Below are 16,083 nucleotides of genomic sequence, written 5' to 3'. Positions count from 1 at the left end.
CGGACATCGTGCGCCGGGAGGCCACCGGCACGTGCGGTAGCCGATCCGCGCCCGTCCCGCCAGCGAGGTTCATCACGCCCGCCGTGAGAAACAGCAGTTCAGGAGGCAGTTCAGCCGAGGAGGCGGCGGAGTCCTCGCTTGCGTGCGGGCACCGGCTCGGCGGTGATCGGCGCGGACGCGGGTCCGGCCGGGATGGCTACGGTCGCCTCCGGATCGGCCGCGTCCGCCGCGAGCGGGTCGTCGTCCGGAGCGAAGTCCTGGTCGGCGGGCAGCGGCTCCGGTTCCAGGCGCGTCCTGGGTCCGGTCTGGCCGGTGATCGGGCAGACCGCGGCCGCCGGGTCGGTGGCGGTGCGGCGCTCCGGCGAGGTGCGCTGGGCCGGCACGGTCACCTGCGGCAGCCCGGTCAGCGACAGCTGCCGCGCGGACCGGTCGAGGTAGAAGTTGGGCCGCTGGTCGGCCTCGGTGTAGTAGCGGTGGAACACCGGGGTCAGCCCGCCCGAGAGGGGCGGCACGATCCAGGTCCAGTCCGTCGGGGTGTCCCGGCCCGCCCGGCGCTCGCGCTCGACGTGGGTCAGAAACAGGCGCGACTCGCTGTGGTGGTCGGTGACGCGGACCCCGGCGCGCTCGAAGGACCACAGCACGGCGCGGTTCAGCTCGACCAGGGCCCGGTCCCGCCACAGCGTGGACTCGCTGCTGGTGTCCAGGCCCAGCCGCGCCGCGACCACCGGGATCTGGTGGTAGCGGTGCTCGTCGGCGAGGTTGCGGGCGCCGATCTCGGTGCCCATGTACCAGCCGGAGAACGGCGCGAGCGGGTAGTCCACCCCGCCGATGGACAGCCGCATGTTGGCGATCGCGGGCACCGCGTGCCAGCGCAGGCCGAGCTCGGCGAACCAGCTGTACTCCGGGTGGGCCAGCGGCACCTCCATGACCGCCGACTCGGGCAGCTCGTAGAGCCGGGGCTCGCCGTCGCCGGTCTGCAGCACCAGCGGCAGCAGGTCGAACGCGCTGCCCTTGCCGGTCCAGCCGAGCCGGGTGACCGCCGAGGTGAACTGCTCGTACTGCGGGTCGCCGGTCATGCCGTCGTCGGTGCGGTAGCCGGCGTACCGGATGAGCTGGTCGTTCCAGAGCCGGGTGACCGGGCGGCCCGGCACCGCCTGCCCGAAGATCGAGATGACCCCGCGCAGCTTGCCGCGGTTGTGCCCCTCGCCCGTCGCCGTGTGCAGGTGACTGACGAGGTCGTCGAAGATCTGGTCGGGGGCGCGGTGCTGCCGCCGATCGAGCACGGTCAGGCTGCGCCAGTACACCCGGCCGATGCACCGGCTGGCGTTGCGCCACGCCATCCGGGCTCCGTGCACCAGCTCGGCGTGGGTGTGGGTGTACGTCCCCAGCGCGGCGATCTGCTCGCGCACCACGGCCAGCCGCGGCTCCACCGGGCCGAGCTTGGGCAGCTCGGCGTAGCAGGCGCGCAGGAACTCCTCAGCCTCGGCGAAGTCGACCGGCCGATCCGGGTCCCAGTCGGTCAACGGAGCGTCACGGTATCCCGCCGGCGGTATGTGAGAGGACGTCATGAGTGAAATGGTTGACCGGCCGTCACCATGGCCATCGCACAATGTGTGCGACCGCCTACCAACGGTGGAGCCGCGTCACTCCCCTGGTCACACGGGTGCGCGCAGCTCCGACACCGCGATGGTGGCGCTGATGAGGGTGCCGTCGCGGTCCGTCCGGGCCGGCTGCGGCAGCCGCTTCATGGTGCGCAGCATCGCGTCGTTGTCGCAGTGCGTGTGCAGGGTGACCGAACGGAAGCCGGCCGGGCCCGCCAGCGTCAGCAGCCGCCGCAGCAGCGCCGTGCCGATGCCCCGCCGCTGCCAGCCGTCCTCCACCAGCAGCGCCACCTCGGCGGTCTCCCCCTCGCCGATCAGGTTGGCCACCGCCACGACGCGGCTGCCCGCGGTGCCCGCGACGGTCGTCTCCGCGACCAGGGTGCAGCCGCGGGCCGGGGTCAGCAGCCGCGACAACCGGCCGCGGCTCGGGCCGCGCGTCCCGGCCAGGTAGCGCATGAACAGGCTGCGGTCGCCGCAGCGGGTGTGCATGTCGTCGACGGCCGACACGTCCGCCGAACCGGCCGGGCGGAACGCGACCTCGGTGCCGTCGGGCAGCAGCGCGACCGCGCTGGCCAGCCGCCGGGTCAGCGCCGCCCGGGCGACCTCGACCAGCGCCTGCGCGCGGGCGAACTCGGCCGGGGTGAAGGCCGGGGCGAGCCGGGTCACCACCAGCACGCCGTTGTCGGTGAACGGGTCCGCCAGCCGCATCGTGGTGTCGGCGTGCCCGGTGACGGTCGCGCCGCCCTGCTCCCGGCGCACCAGACTGCCCCCGAGCAGGCCGGACAGCGCGCCGTGCAGGCCGTCGGGGTCGGCCGCCAGCCGGGCGGCCAGGCTCAGCGCCTGCGTGGGCGGGTCGATCAGGCCGTACACGTCGGTGCGGCTGACCCAGGCGTCACGGCCGCGGCCGCGTTCGATGGCGGCGACCAGCTCGTCCTCGGAGAGCGCGTCGGGCGCGTCGACCAGGAAGTCGTCGACGGCTCCGGCCTCGGTGGTGTGCACCTGCACCGCGAGGATGTTGACCGATCGCAGGGCGAGGCTCGCCGTGAGCACCGCCAGGAACCCGGGACGATCGTCGACGGTCGCCCTCACTCGCCACAACGCCATGACCTGCTCCGATTCTTGCGGCAGTGCTGCCTGCCGGTGGACGCTCCTCCATGATGGGGGCGGCCACCGACAGGACTCAGCGTGCGCCTGGCGTGTTTCGCGGCGGTTACGCGACCTTGTCAAGATCTTGCTATGCCCGAGGTCACACGGCACGCACGCTCGCGCAGCTCAGACCGCCGACGCGGGCTCCCCCGAGGCGAGCTCAGCCGCCCGCTGGGCGGGTGTCTTGACCGCGTCGAGCCGGTCGCCGACGATCGCCGCGGCGGCCCGCACCAGCTGCGCCACCCGGTCGACCTCGGTCGCGTGGAACGCCGCCACCGGCAGTTCGGCGTCCGCCGAACGCGCCACCACCAGCACCAGCCCCGCCCGCCCGAACGGCGCGAGCGCGTACCGGGTGCCGTCGGCGCCGGTGACCGCGCGCGCCCGCAACGGCGTGACCTCGGGCAGCTGGAGCTGCTCCGGTGCGCGCCAGCTCGCGTACACCACCGGGGGCTCCGGGCGCTTGCGCATCGCGCCCAGCACGGCCATGTCGTCGGCCCCGTGGCGCACGTCGATGCCCACGGATCCGCGGGCGGCCCAGTCGGCGGGCACCCGCAGCGCCAGCGCCCAGTCCGCCGCCAGCAGCGCCGGCACCGTGTCCACCAGCGTGGCGAGGCCCTCGTTCGGGTTCGACGCGACCTGCGTGAGCAACTCAGCGTCGAAGGCCCCGGCGACGGGCGCGCCGATCGCCCGCCAGATCCCGTCCACCCGCACGCCGGGCATCGCGCTCAGCCCCGCGCGCAGCCGCTCCACTCCGGCTCCGCCGGGCCACACCACGGTGAAGTCGTCAATCGCCCGGCCACCGAGCCGTTCGAGCACCACGACCTGGACGATGTCCGCGCCGGCCACGCCCAGAGTCCGGGCCACCTGCCCCAGCGATCCGGGACGATCGGGCAGGGCGACTCTGACCCTCAGCAGCATGGCGGCTCCTCTCCACGACGGCACGCGGGCTGGTGCCGGAACTCTGCCCGACCTTGCCCTATTACCGTTTCGTACGCATTGCAGCGCCGTATCCGCGGGAGACAATCTCCACCGCACACCCGCAGGTCAGCGCCGTCTACACCGGTTCAGCGCCGCCATTGCCGCCACCCGGGACCCACCCATGATCGCCGATCACCGGCAAATGGTGCGGTAACACCACGCCATCACCCGGCATACAACGATCATCTCGAATGAGATGCACCGCCCGACATGGGGCGGACTCATATCCTCCACGCCCGCCCGGACCCCCGTCAACGCGTGTCCACCACGCGGACGACGAATGAATACTCACCCGCCCCGCCAACCTCGCCCTCAGCTCCGCACAGGCGTCGGCCCCGGCCCGACCTGGATATACGTTGGCCTATCTCATCGAAAATCCGGCCACCAGGTTCGATGAGATAGGCCAACGTATATGAAAGTCGGAGGCGCGCGGAGCGCGCCGAAGCCCGCCGCGGGCGGTTGACGCGCCGCGGGAAACCTCGGTCGCCGACGACCCTACGCAGAGTTGCGGTGGACCAGGTGGGTGTCGAGGAGGACGTGGGTGGGCTGGTCCTCGCCGCGGATGCGGCTGAGGAGCAGGCGCACCATGTGCCGGCCCATGTCCTCGACCGGCTGGTAGACCGTGGTCAGCGGCGGGTCGGTCTGCCGGGCGACGGGCGAGTCCTCGAAGCCGATCACGGCGACGTCCTCGGGGATGCGGCGGCCGTTGTCGCGCAGGGCGCGCACGGCGCCGGCGGCCATCAGGTCGGAGGCGACGAACACGGCGTCGAGGTCGGGGCGGCGGGCCAGCAGGCGGCGCATCGCGTCGACGCCGCTGTACTCGCTGAAGTCGCCGAACTCGATCAGCGGCTCGACGGCGGCGTTCTGCACGGCGGCGCGGTAGCCGACGAGCCGGTCGACGCCCACGCCGAGGTCCTGCGGGCCGGCGATGGTGGCGACCCGCTTGCGGCCGGAGGCCAGCAGGTATTCGACGGCGGCGCGGGCCCCGTTGACGTTGTCCATGTCGACGTACGAGATCTGCGGGTCGACGTTGACGGGGCGGCCACCGAGCACGGTCGGCAGGCCGCGCTGCCGCAGCAGCTGCGGCAGCGGGTCGGACTCGTGCAGCATGACCAGCAGCACGCCGTCGACGTGCTGGCTGGTCAGGTGGTTCTCGATGCGCTGGCGCTCGCCCTGGGTCTGCGCCATGGCGAGCCACAGCTGCAGGGACGTGTCGGCCAGGGCGGAGCTGATGCCGCGCACGATGCCGGCGAAGAACGGCTCGGTGAAGACGCGCTCCTGCGACTCGGACACGACCAGCGCGACGGAGTCGGTGCGCTGGGTGACCAGGGCGCGGGCGGCGCGGTTGGGCACGTAGCCCAGCTCCTTGATCGCCTCCTGGACGGCCGACCGGGCCTCCGGGCTGACCTGGGGCGAGCCGTTGACGACACGCGACACGGTGCCCCGGCCCACGCCGGCGAGCGCGGCCACCTCATCCAGTGTGGGCCGCCCCGCAGACCTGGTGCGCTGCGTCGTCATCGATGCTCCTCGTTCTGGGCAGGTCCGGGGCCGGCCGGTGGCCGGCCCCGGGTTGCTGTGCCGTCAGGCGGCGAGCCCGCCGCGCCGGATCACGTCCGCGTACCAGTGTGCACTGGTCTTGGGCGTGCGTACCTGGGTGTCATAGTCGACATGGACGATGCCGAACCGCCGCGAGTAGCCCCAGGCCCACTCGAAGTTGTCCAGCAGCGACCACGCGAAGTATCCCCGCAAAGGCACCCCGGACGCCATCGCCTGGTGGCACGCCTTCAGGTGGGCGTCCAGGTAGGCGACGCGGTCCGGGTCCGGCACCGAGCCGTCGGGGGCGACCTTGTCGTCGAACGCCGCGCCGTTCTCGGTGATGTACATCGGGATCGGGCCGTAGTTCTCGTGCGTGCGCTGGAGCAGGTCCACCAGGCCGTCGGGGTCGATCTCCCAGCCCATCTCGGTCACCGGCAGCTCCCGGGTCAGGAAGCGGACGTGTCCGCTGCCCGGCCACGCCGACGGGGCCCGCCAGTGCGACTCCGGCGCGCCGTCGTCGGACGGGCCGGCCACGACCTGCCGGGTGTAGTAGTTCACCCCGAGCATGTCCAGCGGCTGGTTGATGATCGCCAGGTCGCCGTCCTGCACGAACGACCAGTCGGTCAGCTCGGCGGTGTCGGCGAGCAGGTCGGCCGGGTACTCGCCGCGCAGCACCGGGTCCAGGAAGATCCGGTTGCCGACGCCGTCGATGCGGCGCACCGCGTCGAGGTCCTCGGGCGCGTCCGTGGCGGCCTTGAGCGAGTGCAGGTTGAGCGTGATGCCCATCTGCCGGTCCGGCACCGACGCCCGGATGGCCTGGACGGCCAGACCGTGGCCCAGGTTGAGGTGGTGCGCGGCCGCGAGGGCCTTCGCGCCGTCGGTCACGCCGGGCGCGTGCACGCCCGAGCCGTAGCCGAGGAACGCGCTGCACCAGGGCTCGTTGTGGGTGGTCCAGAACTTCACCCGGTCACCGAGCGCGTCGTGGACGAGGCCCGCGTACTCGGCGAACCGGTAGGCGGTGTCCCGCGCGGGCCAGCCGCCGGCGTCCTCGAGCTCCTGCGGCAGGTCCCAGTGGTACAGCGTCAGCCAGGGCTCGATGCCCTTGCTGAGCAGGTCGTCCACCAGGCCGCGGTAGAAGTCGAGGCCCTTCTGATTGGCCGGGCCGCGGCCGCCGGGCTGCACCCGGGGCCACGCGACGGAGAAGCGGTAGGACCGGAGCCCGAGCTCTGCCATGAGGCGGACGTCGTCGGCCCTGCGGTGGTAGTGGTCGCAGGCGACGTCGCCGGAGTCCGCGTTGAGCACCTTGCCAGGGGTACGGCTGAAGGTGTCCCAGATGGACGGGGTGCGCCCGTCCTCGAACGCGCCGCCCTCGATCTGGTAGGAGGCAGTGGCCGCACCCCAGAGGAAGTCCTGGGGGAAGGACACGGTCGGCGTGGCGAGCTGAGGGTCTTGCTGAGTGGTCACGCTTTTACTGCACCTTCCATGATGCCGCCGATGATCTGACGACCGAAGATAATGAAGATCACGAGCAACGGCACGACACTGAGCAGCGTACCCGCGAACACCTGGGAGTAGTCGTTGTAGTAACCCTGCGAAAGGCGCTGCAGGGAGAGCTGAACGGTCGGGTTCGTCGGGTCGCCCAGCGCGATCTGCGGCCAGAGGAACGAGTTCCACTGCTCCATGAAGGTGAACAGGCCCAGCACAGCGATGGCGGGGCGCAGTCCCGGCAGCACCACGTTCCAGTAGGTCCGGAACGTGCTGCAGCCGTCCATGCGAGCGGCCTCGATCAGCTCGTCCGGCACGGCCTGGCTCGCGTACTGGCGCATCATGAACACGCCGAAGCCGCTGACCAGGAACGGCAGGATGATCGAGGGCAGCTTGTTGTGCAGGTCCCACTCGTACATCATCTGGTAGAGCGGCACGATGCCCAGCTGCGTCGGCACCATCATCGTGATGAGGATGCCGAGCATGAGGCCGTTGCGGCCCTTGAACCGCAGCTTGGCGAACGCGAAGCCGGCCAGCGACGAGAAGAACACCACGAACACGGTGATGACCGTCGCGACGATCGCGGAGTTCACCAGACCGGTCATGAACGCGGCGCTCTCGTTGCCGAGCAGCCGGTCGATGTTGCCGCCGATCTCGCCGCCGGGGGTCACCGGGGGCGGGGTCTGCCCGATCGCGTCGTTGGTGCGCGTCGCGATGACGAACATGTAGTACAGCGGGAAGATCGACAGCGCCACCGCGGCCAGCAGGGTGACGTACGTGAGCGGGCTGGCCTGCCAGAGCCGCTCGGCGGCCCCGCCACCCTTGCGGCGACGGCGGGTCGGGGCCGGGGCGGCCGTACCGGGCCGCACTGCGGTGGCGGTCATCGTGCGACCTTCCTCTGCTTGGCCTTCCCGTCCGCCGACCGGAGGCTCCGGGTGAACAGGAAGTTGATGACGCTGAATATCAGGATCATGATGAAGAGCAGCCAGGCGACCGTCGCGGCCCGGCCCAGCTCGAACTTCATGTAGAACTGCTCCATCAGGAACATGGTCACCGTCTGCGACTGCCGGTCGGAGCCGCCCAGCAGCGGGTTGCCGCCGCCGGTGAACAGCAGCGGCTCGCCGTAGAGCTGCAGGCCGCCGATGGTCGAGATGATGGTCACGAAGATGATGGTGGGCCGCAGCATGGGCACCGTCATGGTCCAGAACTGCCGCCAGGCCGACGCGCCGTCGATCGACGCGGACTCGTAGATGTCGCGCGGGATCGACTGCATCGCGGCCAGGAAGATCAGGGCGTTGTAGCCGGTCCAGCGCCAGTCCACCATCGAGGAGATGGCCACCCACGACGACCAGCTGTGCGCCGTCCAGTCGATCGGATCGACGCCGAAGAAGCCGAGGAACCAGTTGATCAGACCGAAGTCGCGGTTGTAGAGCTGGGTGAAGACGATGGCGACCGCGGCGACCGAGGTGATGTTCGGGATCAGCACGCCCATGCGCAGCAGCGTGCGGCCGCGCAGTCGCTTGTTGAGCGCGTTCGCCAGGATCAGCGCCAGGATCAGCTGGGGGATCGTGGACATCAGGAACATCGCCAGCGTGTTGACGACCGAGTTCCAGAAGTCCTCGTCGCCGAGGAACATCGCGAAGTTGTCGAAGCCGACGAACTTCGCGGTCTCGATGGTGGAACCGAGATCCCAGTCGTACAGCGACATCCGCAGCGTGTAGATCAGCGGCCAGAGGCCGAAGATCCCGAAGACCACGAAGAACGGCGCGATGTACAGGTACGGGGAGTATTTGATGTCGAGCCGCCCGAGCACTCCCTTGCTCCGCTGCGGTTCCATGGGCAGCTGCGAGCCGCCCCTGCGCTGCCCCGGCGCGACCTCAGGTCGCGTGGAGGATTGCACTGCCATGACCACTCCTGTGCGTTGCCGGCCGACCGTGTGACTGCCATGGCCGGGGTGCGCGGTCGGACTCGACCGCGCACCCCGGCTTCATCGGGCGTTACTTACTGGGCGGCCTTCTTGCCGTCGGTGACGGCGGCGGTCCAGGCGTCGGCAGACGACTTGGTGCCCTGCTCCACCGTGCGGAGCGCGTTCTCGACCGCGGTGCGCACCGGGGCGTTCTTCGCGCCCAGGTAGACCGGCTTGAGGTCCAGCGCGCCCTTGGCGAAGATGTCGCCGGTCGGGGCGTTGCTGAAGTACTCGTTCACGGCGGCCTTGACGGCCGCGTCACCCAGCGCCTGCGGCGACGAGGGCAGGTTGCCCTTCGACTTGAAGGCGGCGGTCTGGCCGGCCGGGTTGGTCAGGAACTTGACCAGCTCAGCAGCCTCCTTGGCGTGCTTGGACTGCTTCGGCACGGCCAGGAACGAGCCGCCCCAGTTGCCGCCGCCACCGGGCGCGGCAGCGATGTCCCACTTGCCCTTGCCGTCGGCGCCGTTCTGCTCGGTGATGTAACCGGTCATCCACGCCGGGCAGGCGATGGTGGCGAACTGGGCCTGCTTGAAGCCGTTGTTCCACTCCTGGGTCCAGGCCTGCAGCTTGGCCGACAGGCCCGCGTCCAGGATCTTGACCGCGAGGTCGTAGGAGTCCTTGACAGCCGGGTTGGTGTCGATCGTCATCGCACCGGACTTGTCGAAGTAGGTGTAGCCCGCGCCCTGACCGGCCTTCTGCATCAGGATCGTGTTGTACGTGTTGGTCACCGCGTCGATGAAGCCCGCGTCCTTGACCTTGCTCTTGAAGGTCTGACCGGTCTTGATGTAGTCGTCCCAGGTCGGCCACAGGGCCGAGACGGCCGCGCGGTCGGTCGGCAGACCGGCCTTCTTGAACAGGTCGGTGCGGTAGCACATGGCCATCGAGCCGACGTCGGTGCCGAGGCCGAGGATCTTGCCGTCGGCGGTGGTGCCCTGCTGGAACTTCCACGGGATGAAGTTGCCCGCGAGGTCCTTGGCGCCGAACTCACCCAGGTCGGTGAACAGGTTGGCCTTGTCCAGGTAGGAGATGATCACGCCCTCTTCGAGAGCGACGATGTCACCCGCGCCGGCGCCCGCGGCGAGCCGCTGGGTCAGCTGCTGGTTGTGCGCGTCCAGCTGCGAGCCGGTGCCCCGCTCAACGATCTTGATGTTGGGGTGCTCCGCCATGTACTGCTTGTAAAGCTCTTCGTAACCGAAGTTGCCGAAGACATCCACATTCAGGGTGATCTGCTCGGTGGTGCCGTTGCCCGGCTCCTCCGACGAGCAGGCCGCTGCGCCGAGCGTGACGGCGGCAGCGAGTGCGATCGCCGCGAAGGAACGGCGCCGCAGGTTCGTGCTCATCCTGACCCCTCTCAGGTCGTCGATGTGCGGTGGGGGTGAAACGTAGGGATCGAACTCCCTGTGGCGTGGACCACATGGTCGGGAGCGCTCCCATGAGATTGCCGTGAGGTTACGTGGGTGTCAAGGGCGCTGATGGGAGCGTTCCCATTCTGTTACCTACGTCACTGCATGATCGAGAGAGCCTGGCCAGGAACGACGGCAAGGTTGTTGGCCGTTCGACGGTTACTAATTCGTTCGTACGGTCAGGTTGGGTCGACTGATCGTCGGATACTCTCCGAGCATGGCCGGGCTGAAGACGACGAACGCCTCCGCGATCGAGCGGGGGCAGATCAAGCTGCCCGTGCGCGAGGTCGACCCGGTCCGCCAGATCACCCTGCGCGTCGTGTACGGCCTGGGCATCCTGGCCGCCGTCGTGTGCGTGGTGATGGCCGACCACACCGGGTACAAGGACGGCTCCGACGGGGACATGAGCTGGCTCGACGCGCTCTACTACGCCACCGTGACGCTGTCGACCACCGGCTACGGCGACATCGTGCCGGTCAGCCCGACCGCGCGGCTGGTCAACGTCCTGGTCATCACGCCGCTGCGGATCGCCTTCCTGGCCATCCTCGTCGGCACCGCGTTCCAGGTGCTCACCAAGCACTACCGTGACCAAGTGCGGCGCGACCGCTGGAGGAAGACCTTGCGAGGGCACACCGTCGTCATCGGATACGGCACCAAGGGCGCCAACGCCATCCGCCAGCTGCAGGCCTCCGGGACCGCCGCGGAGCAGGTGGTGGTGGTCGACAACCGGCAGGAGTACGTCGACGAGGCCAACCGGGACGGCTTCGCGGCCGTGCTCGGCGACGCCACCCGCGCGGTGGTGCTGCGCCAGGCGTCCGTGCACACCGCGGCCCGCGTCATCGTGGCCACCAACCGCGACGACACCGCCGTGCTGGCCACCCTCACCGTCCGGCAGCTGAACCCCAAGTGCCTGGTCGCCGTCGCGATCCGCGAGGCCGAGAACGAGCCGCTGCTGCTGCGCTCCGGCGCCGACGCGGTCATCACCTCCTCCGCGGCGGCCGGCCGCCTGCTGGGCGTCGCCGCCAAGTCCCCGCTGGTCAGCGAGGTCTTCTCGGACCTGCTGGTCCGCGGTGACGGGCTGGAACTGCTGGAACGCCAGGCGCGGCCCGAGGAGGTCGGCCGCACACCGCGTGAATGCCTGGAGCCGGTCGTCGCCGTGCTGCGCGACGGACGTGCCCTGCCGTGGCAGGAGGTCACCGCCATCGAGCCGGCCGACTGCCTCGTCGTGGTCGCCTGCCGCCCGCGCGGCCGCAACGGCGAGGTCGCCTCGGTCATCGGCACCCCCTGACCGCGCACACCGCTCCGGGCCCGCGTCGCGCCCGCGGCCGATAAAGTGGGCGGCATGATCTGCCAGGCGTGCCGGGAGCGCCGGCACCGCGAGTGCCGGGGCCGGACCTGGTGCGACTGCCAGCACCGGCCGCCGCAGCCGACTCCCCCGGCCACCGGGGCGGCAGGCGAGTGATCGCCGCACACCTGGCCGTGCTCGACGACGACGAGCTGGCCCGGCTCTACCCCCGTGCCGGCGTCCCCTGGCTGCGGGTCAACTTCGTGTCCAGCCTCGACGGCGCGGTCGCCGTCGACGGGCTGTCCGCCGGGCTGTCCGGCGCGGACGACAAACGCGTGTTCCGGCTGCTGCGCATGCTCTGCGACGGGCTGCTCGTCGGCGCGGGCACGCTGCGCGACGAGCGCTACCGCCCGCTCACCCTGGACCCCGCCCGCCGGGCCTGGCGTGGCGAGCACGGGCTGCCCGCGTACCCCCGGCTGGTCGTGGTCTCGGCCACCCTGCGCCTGGACCCGGCCACCCCCGCCCTGGCCGACGCCCCGGTGCGCCCCCTGATCCTCACCTCCCCCACCGCAGACCCCGCCGCCCGCCGCGCCCTCGCCCCGGTCGCCGACGTCGCCGACATCCCCGACCTCGCCACCGGCCTGCACCTGCTCCACACCCAGGGCCTCACCCAGCTCCTCTGCGAAGGCGGCCCACGGTTGCTCGGCTCCCTCGGTGAGCAGGACCTGGTGAGCGAGCTGTGCCTGACCCTGTCGCCACTACTCGCCGGGGCCGGCTCCGGCCGCATCACCGCCGGCCCGCCCCACCCGCCCCGCCCCATGACCACCACCCACGTCCTCACCACCGACGAAGGCTTCCTCCTGACGCGTCACGTGAAGAAGGAAAGCGCCACGTCGTAAGCAAGGAAGGGCATCGTCGGCTCGCGTCAGCGAGACGAGCAGCAGTTCCGCACATCGCCATAGATGGAGGAACGGCGCCTTCTCGACGCAGCACCTGCCCTGACCTGCGCGAAAAGAGCCGGTCGGGTAGGTTCGCGGGACCTGCGAGCAGCTCCGGGGCGCAGGCAACCCCTCCGGTCGGCCGAGTGGTAGTACCGGCGACCGACACCCTGGAGGACCGGTGACGCACAGCGACACCTTCGCGGAGTTCGTGGCCACCCGCTCGCCACGGCTGCTCCGCACCGCCTACCTGCTGACCCACGACTGGGGGCAGGCCGAGGACCTGCTGCAGACCAGCCTGGTCAAGGCATGGGGCGCGTGGCGGCGCATCGACGCCGACCCCGAACCGTACGTGCGCCGCATCCTCGTCAACACGTACGCCACCTGGTGGCGACGGCGCTGGCGAGGCGAGCAGCCCACCGCGGAGCTGCCCGAACCGGTCGGCAGCGAGCCGCACCTGCACGTCGACGCCCGTGACGAGGTGTGGCGGGCGCTGGGCAGGCTGCCCCGCCGCCAGCGGGCCGTCCTGGTGCTGCGCTACTTCGAGGACCTCAGCGAGGCGCAGATCGCCGAGGTGATGGGGGTGTCCGTCGGCACCGTGAAGAGCCAGGCCGCCAAGGCGCTGGCGCGGCTGCGACTGGACGAGACGCTCACGATCGAGGGGGCCTTCGCATGATCGACCTGAAGGAGCTGCTGGACGACCGCTCGACCCCGCCCGCCGAGTTCAGCCAGCACATGCGGCTCGACGAGGTGCAGAACAGGATCGCCACGCGCCGTCGCCGCCGGATGACCGTCGGCGGCACGCTCGCCGCGGTGGTCGCGCTGGTCCTCATCGGGTACGGCGTGACGCCCGCGCTGCGCGGCGCCCCCCAGCCCGCGGTCACCCCGAGCCCGCTGCCCCGCCTCATCGAGGGCTTCCCCGAGTACGCGAGCGGGGCCCGCGTGGTGGCCGCCGCGACGACCGCACCGGGCGCGACATCGGTGACCGTCACGTGGACCCCGACGACCACCGATCTGCGGCTGTTCCGCCGCTGCGGCACGGGCGTGTCGGACGGGACCCTGGAATTCCAGATGTCGATCAACGGCCACGAAACCCACAGCGGCACCTGCGGCGGCGGGACCAGCAGCGTCACCTGGCCGGACCACGAGCGCGCGGCGGCGAACCTCGGCCTGCGCGTGGGCACCCCCGCCACCGTCACGATGACCGCCACGGGCGTGATGCTCTGGCACTCGCAGGAGGAGAAGTCGGAGCACGTCCCGGTGCCACCGACCGCATGGATGAGCGTGGCGGTCGGCGAGAACATGGCGTACGCCGACTATCCGCTACCCGCTCGGCCGGCCACGCTCCGGCCGGTCGAGTTCGACAGCGTGCTGATGATGGGCGGGGTCGAGCACGCACCGCCTGACGATCACCTGTGGCTGCGCGGCAACGCCGACGCCCCGCTTCACCCGGTGAGCGTCACCGTCGTCTGGCGGGACCGCTTCGACCTGCGTCTGCGTTCGCAGACCCCGGGAACGCTCGGCATCCTGATCAACGGCTTCGAGGTGAACTCGCCGACCTGGTGGGACTACGACGCCGGGGAGTCCGGCTTCTACTGGCAGACGGCGACCTACGAACCCAGGCCGGAGCCCGTCGGCTACGTCCCGCCCGCCCCCGGCTCCCTGGTCACCATCACGGTCACGCCGCGCAACGTCACCGGCGCCTGGGTGGTGGAGGTCATCCCGGGCAAGGAAGGTGCCTGACCAGGCCATGACTGTCCCGGCTGACAGCGATCAGCCGCGGCCATGATCGCCGTCCCTGGACGAAAAGCGAGGTCTGACCTGACTTTCTGACCTGAGACGGCGATCATGGCCGGCCTGCGCCGCGCACGCGGAGACGGCGTGGGCAGGTGTCGGGGTCGCGACACGGGGAGGGGTGCTGGTCACTGTCGGAGCGCGAGAACGATGGCTTTGTCGTTGGTGGCCGCTAGGGTTCCTCGGGTGAGCGAGGAGCAGCCGGGAACGCCGGTCGGGCGGGTGCTGGGCACCGAGGACGCGAGTCCGCTGACCTTCTGGGTCGCGGTCGCCGAGGGGTCATACCTGCAGCTGGACGACGTGGTGGTGACCCAGCGGCCACTGCCCGACATCGGCATGGTCACCATCGCCGGGGTGGTGACCAGCGTGCGGGCCCGCCACGAGGGCGCGAGCTTCGACTCCGACGTGTTCGCCATCGCCGAGGGCATGCTGCCCGCGCAGGTGCAGGAGGCGGCCGAGGTCACGGTCACCCGGGTCGAGCCCGAGGTGTACGTGCCCCCGCTGCCCGGCGCGGTCGCGTTCCGGGCCCAGGGCGAGTCCCGCGACAGCGCGCTGTCGTTCGACCGCATGCACCGCCGCCTGCCCATCGGCACCGGCCGCGACGGCCAGCCGGTCTACCTCAACGCCGACTTCCTCGACGGCAGCCGGGGCGCGCACGTGTCCATCTCGGGCATCTCGGGCGTGGCGACGAAGACCAGCTTCGCGACGTTCCTGCTCTACTCGGTGTTCCGCTCGGGCGTCTTCGGTGGCGACGCGGTCAACACCAAGGCGCTCATCTTCAACGTCAAGGGCGAGGACCTGCTGTTCCTCGACCACCAGAACACCCGCCTGGACGAGCGCACCCGCGCGCAGTACCACAAGCTCGGCCTGGAGGCCGCGCCGTTCCCACAGGTCAGCGTGTTCGCCCCGGCCCGCGCCGGGGACCCGACCGGCAGCCCTGACGTGGCCAGCCGGCTGACCGGCGTGGACCCGTTCTACTGGACGCTGGCGCAGTTCTGCGCCGACCGGCTGCTGCCGTACGTGTTCGCCGACGCCGACGACGAGCGGCAGCAGTACACGATGGTGGTGCACTCGGTCACCGCGCACCTGGCCAAGCACGCGGTGCCCAGCGACGGCGGCATCACCCTCGACGGCTTCCGGATCAACAGCTACGAGCAGTTCGTCGACCACCTGGTCGAGCAGCTCAACGACGAGGACACCCGGGGCCAGTGGGCGGGCAGCTCCATCGGCGTGGCCACGGTCAACGCGTTCGCCCGGCGGCTGATCAACAGCAAGCGCGACCTGGGCCGGCTGATCCGCGGCGACCTGCCCGAGCGCCGCGCGCACAGCATCTCCACCGCGGAGAGCTCCCAGGTCACCGTGGTCGACTTGCACAACCTGCCGGACCGGGCGCAGCGTTTCGTGGTCGGCGTGACGCTGAAGACCGAGTTCGAGCGCAAGGAGAAGGCGGGCACGGCCAAGCCGCTGCTGTTCGTGGTGCTCGACGAGCTGAACAAGTACGCGCCGCGCGACGGCTCCAGCCCGATCAAGGACGTGCTGCTCGACATCGCCGAGCGCGGCCGCTCGCTGGGCGTGGTGCTGATCGGTGCGCAGCAGACCGCCTCGGAGGTGGAGCGGCGCATCGTCGCGAACTCGGCGATCCGCGTCGTCGGCCGGCTCGACCCGGCCGAGGCCGGCCGCCCGGAGTACGGCTTCCTGCCGCCCGCGCAGCGCCAGCGGGTGCTGCTGGCCAAGCCGGGCACCATGTTCGTGGGGCAGCCGGAGATCCCGGTGCCGCTGGCGGTGGAGTTCCCGTTCCCGGCCTGGGCGACCCGGCCCGGCGAGGCGGGTCCGGCGCCGCGGGCGACGCTGGCCAGCATGGTCAGCGCCACCGACCCGTTCGCCGTGGTCGGCTCGGGGGCGCGCAACGGCATGGCCGACGACGAGATCCCCTTCTGAGGCGAGGACTGAC

13 protein-coding genes are annotated in these 16,083 nt (G+C 70.9%); 5 read left to right on the top strand and 8 right to left on the bottom strand.

The genetic code is table 11. The features are described 5' to 3' along the window. Positions 1-110: 110 nt before the first annotated feature. From Cco03nite_RS15270 to Cco03nite_RS15235, 8 genes are all read right to left on the bottom strand, one after another. Positions 111-1,523, bottom strand: a complete 1,413-nt coding sequence (locus Cco03nite_RS15270) for a nitric oxide synthase oxygenase (RefSeq protein WP_239167388.1) — start codon at positions 1,521-1,523, stop codon at positions 111-113. 132 nt (positions 1,524-1,655) lie between these two features. Continuing rightward, entirely contained in the window at positions 1,656-2,705 is a 1,050-nt protein-coding gene (locus Cco03nite_RS15265) for a GNAT family N-acetyltransferase (RefSeq protein ID WP_203692737.1), read from the bottom strand. A 168-nt stretch (positions 2,706-2,873) separates the two neighbouring features. Continuing rightward, entirely contained in the window at positions 2,874-3,665 is a 792-nt protein-coding gene (locus Cco03nite_RS15260; RefSeq protein WP_203692736.1) for an ACT domain-containing protein, read from the bottom strand. 555 nt (positions 3,666-4,220) lie between these two features. Beyond that, positions 4,221-5,243: a LacI family DNA-binding transcriptional regulator gene (locus Cco03nite_RS15255; protein WP_120318735.1), complete on the bottom strand. Its 1,023-nt coding sequence runs from the start codon at positions 5,241-5,243 to the stop codon at positions 4,221-4,223. Between the two features lie 63 nt (positions 5,244-5,306). Next, positions 5,307-6,725, bottom strand: a complete 1,419-nt coding sequence (locus tag Cco03nite_RS15250) for a GH1 family beta-glucosidase (protein WP_239167387.1) — start codon at positions 6,723-6,725, stop codon at positions 5,307-5,309. Next, positions 6,722-7,630 carry a carbohydrate ABC transporter permease gene (locus tag Cco03nite_RS15245; RefSeq protein ID WP_203692735.1) on the bottom strand — a complete coding sequence of 303 codons (909 nt, stop codon included), beginning with the start codon at positions 7,628-7,630 and terminating at the stop codon, positions 6,722-6,724. Before Cco03nite_RS15245 ends, Cco03nite_RS15250 begins: the two co-directional genes overlap by 4 nt. Beyond that, positions 7,627-8,652, bottom strand: a complete 1,026-nt coding sequence (locus Cco03nite_RS15240; RefSeq protein ID WP_203692734.1) for a carbohydrate ABC transporter permease — start codon at positions 8,650-8,652, stop codon at positions 7,627-7,629. Before Cco03nite_RS15240 ends, Cco03nite_RS15245 begins: the two co-directional genes overlap by 4 nt. A gap of 95 nt (positions 8,653-8,747) precedes the next feature. Next, positions 8,748-10,052 (bottom strand): ABC transporter substrate-binding protein, encoded by a 1,305-nt coding sequence (locus Cco03nite_RS15235; protein WP_203692733.1) that lies wholly within the window; start codon positions 10,050-10,052, stop codon positions 8,748-8,750. Positions 10,053-10,332: 280 nt separating this feature from the next. Here Cco03nite_RS15235 and Cco03nite_RS15230 point away from each other — a divergent pair, with 280 nt between their 5' ends. The 5 genes from Cco03nite_RS15230 to Cco03nite_RS15210 all read left to right on the top strand — a co-directional run bounded on the left by Cco03nite_RS15230 (position 10,333) and on the right by Cco03nite_RS15210 (position 16,070). Continuing rightward, positions 10,333-11,403, top strand: a complete 1,071-nt coding sequence (locus Cco03nite_RS15230; RefSeq protein WP_203692732.1) for a potassium channel family protein — start codon at positions 10,333-10,335, stop codon at positions 11,401-11,403. A gap of 170 nt (positions 11,404-11,573) precedes the next feature. Further along, positions 11,574-12,299 (top strand): pyrimidine reductase family protein, encoded by a 726-nt coding sequence (locus Cco03nite_RS15225; protein ID WP_373314243.1) that lies wholly within the window; start codon positions 11,574-11,576, stop codon positions 12,297-12,299. 220 nt (positions 12,300-12,519) lie between these two features. Next, positions 12,520-13,014, top strand: coding sequence for a SigE family RNA polymerase sigma factor (locus tag Cco03nite_RS15220; protein ID WP_203692731.1), 495 nt, complete (start codon positions 12,520-12,522; stop codon positions 13,012-13,014). Then, the gene (locus tag Cco03nite_RS15215) at positions 13,011-14,081 is read left to right on the top strand and encodes a hypothetical protein (RefSeq protein WP_203692730.1); all 1,071 of its coding nucleotides are present in this window, start codon (positions 13,011-13,013) and stop codon (positions 14,079-14,081) included. The genes Cco03nite_RS15220 and Cco03nite_RS15215 overlap by 4 nt, the downstream gene beginning before the upstream one ends. A 237-nt stretch (positions 14,082-14,318) precedes the next feature. Continuing rightward, positions 14,319-16,070, top strand: coding sequence for an ATP-binding protein (locus Cco03nite_RS15210; protein WP_373314241.1), 1,752 nt, complete (start codon positions 14,319-14,321; stop codon positions 16,068-16,070). Positions 16,071-16,083 lie beyond the last annotated feature (13 nt).

This window comes from Catellatospora coxensis (genome assembly GCF_016862635.1).
Classification (GTDB): Bacteria; Actinomycetota; Actinomycetes; order Mycobacteriales; family Micromonosporaceae; genus Catellatospora; species Catellatospora coxensis.
This window is presented reverse-complemented; position numbering and strand designations above follow the sequence as displayed.

What these genes read in the sequence shown, in the direction of transcription:
- Cco03nite_RS15265 (WP_203692737.1), bottom strand. Translation starts at nt 2,705, where the DNA reads ATGGCGTTGTGGCGAGTGAGGGCGACCGTCGACGATCGTCCCGGGTTC.
- Cco03nite_RS15260 (WP_203692736.1), bottom strand. Translation starts at nt 3,665, where the DNA reads ATGCTGCTGAGGGTCAGAGTCGCCCTGCCCGATCGTCCCGGATCGCTG.
- Cco03nite_RS15255 (WP_120318735.1), bottom strand. Translation starts at nt 5,243, where the DNA reads ATGACGACGCAGCGCACCAGGTCTGCGGGGCGGCCCACACTGGATGAG.
- Cco03nite_RS15245 (WP_203692735.1), bottom strand. Translation starts at nt 7,630, where the DNA reads ATGACCGCCACCGCAGTGCGGCCCGGTACGGCCGCCCCGGCCCCGACC.
- Cco03nite_RS15240 (WP_203692734.1), bottom strand. Translation starts at nt 8,652, where the DNA reads ATGGCAGTGCAATCCTCCACGCGACCTGAGGTCGCGCCGGGGCAGCGC.
- Cco03nite_RS15235 (WP_203692733.1), bottom strand. Translation starts at nt 10,052, where the DNA reads ATGAGCACGAACCTGCGGCGCCGTTCCTTCGCGGCGATCGCACTCGCT.
- Cco03nite_RS15230 (WP_203692732.1), top strand. Translation starts at nt 10,333, where the DNA reads ATGGCCGGGCTGAAGACGACGAACGCCTCCGCGATCGAGCGGGGGCAG.
- Cco03nite_RS15215 (WP_203692730.1), top strand. Translation starts at nt 13,011, where the DNA reads ATGATCGACCTGAAGGAGCTGCTGGACGACCGCTCGACCCCGCCCGCC.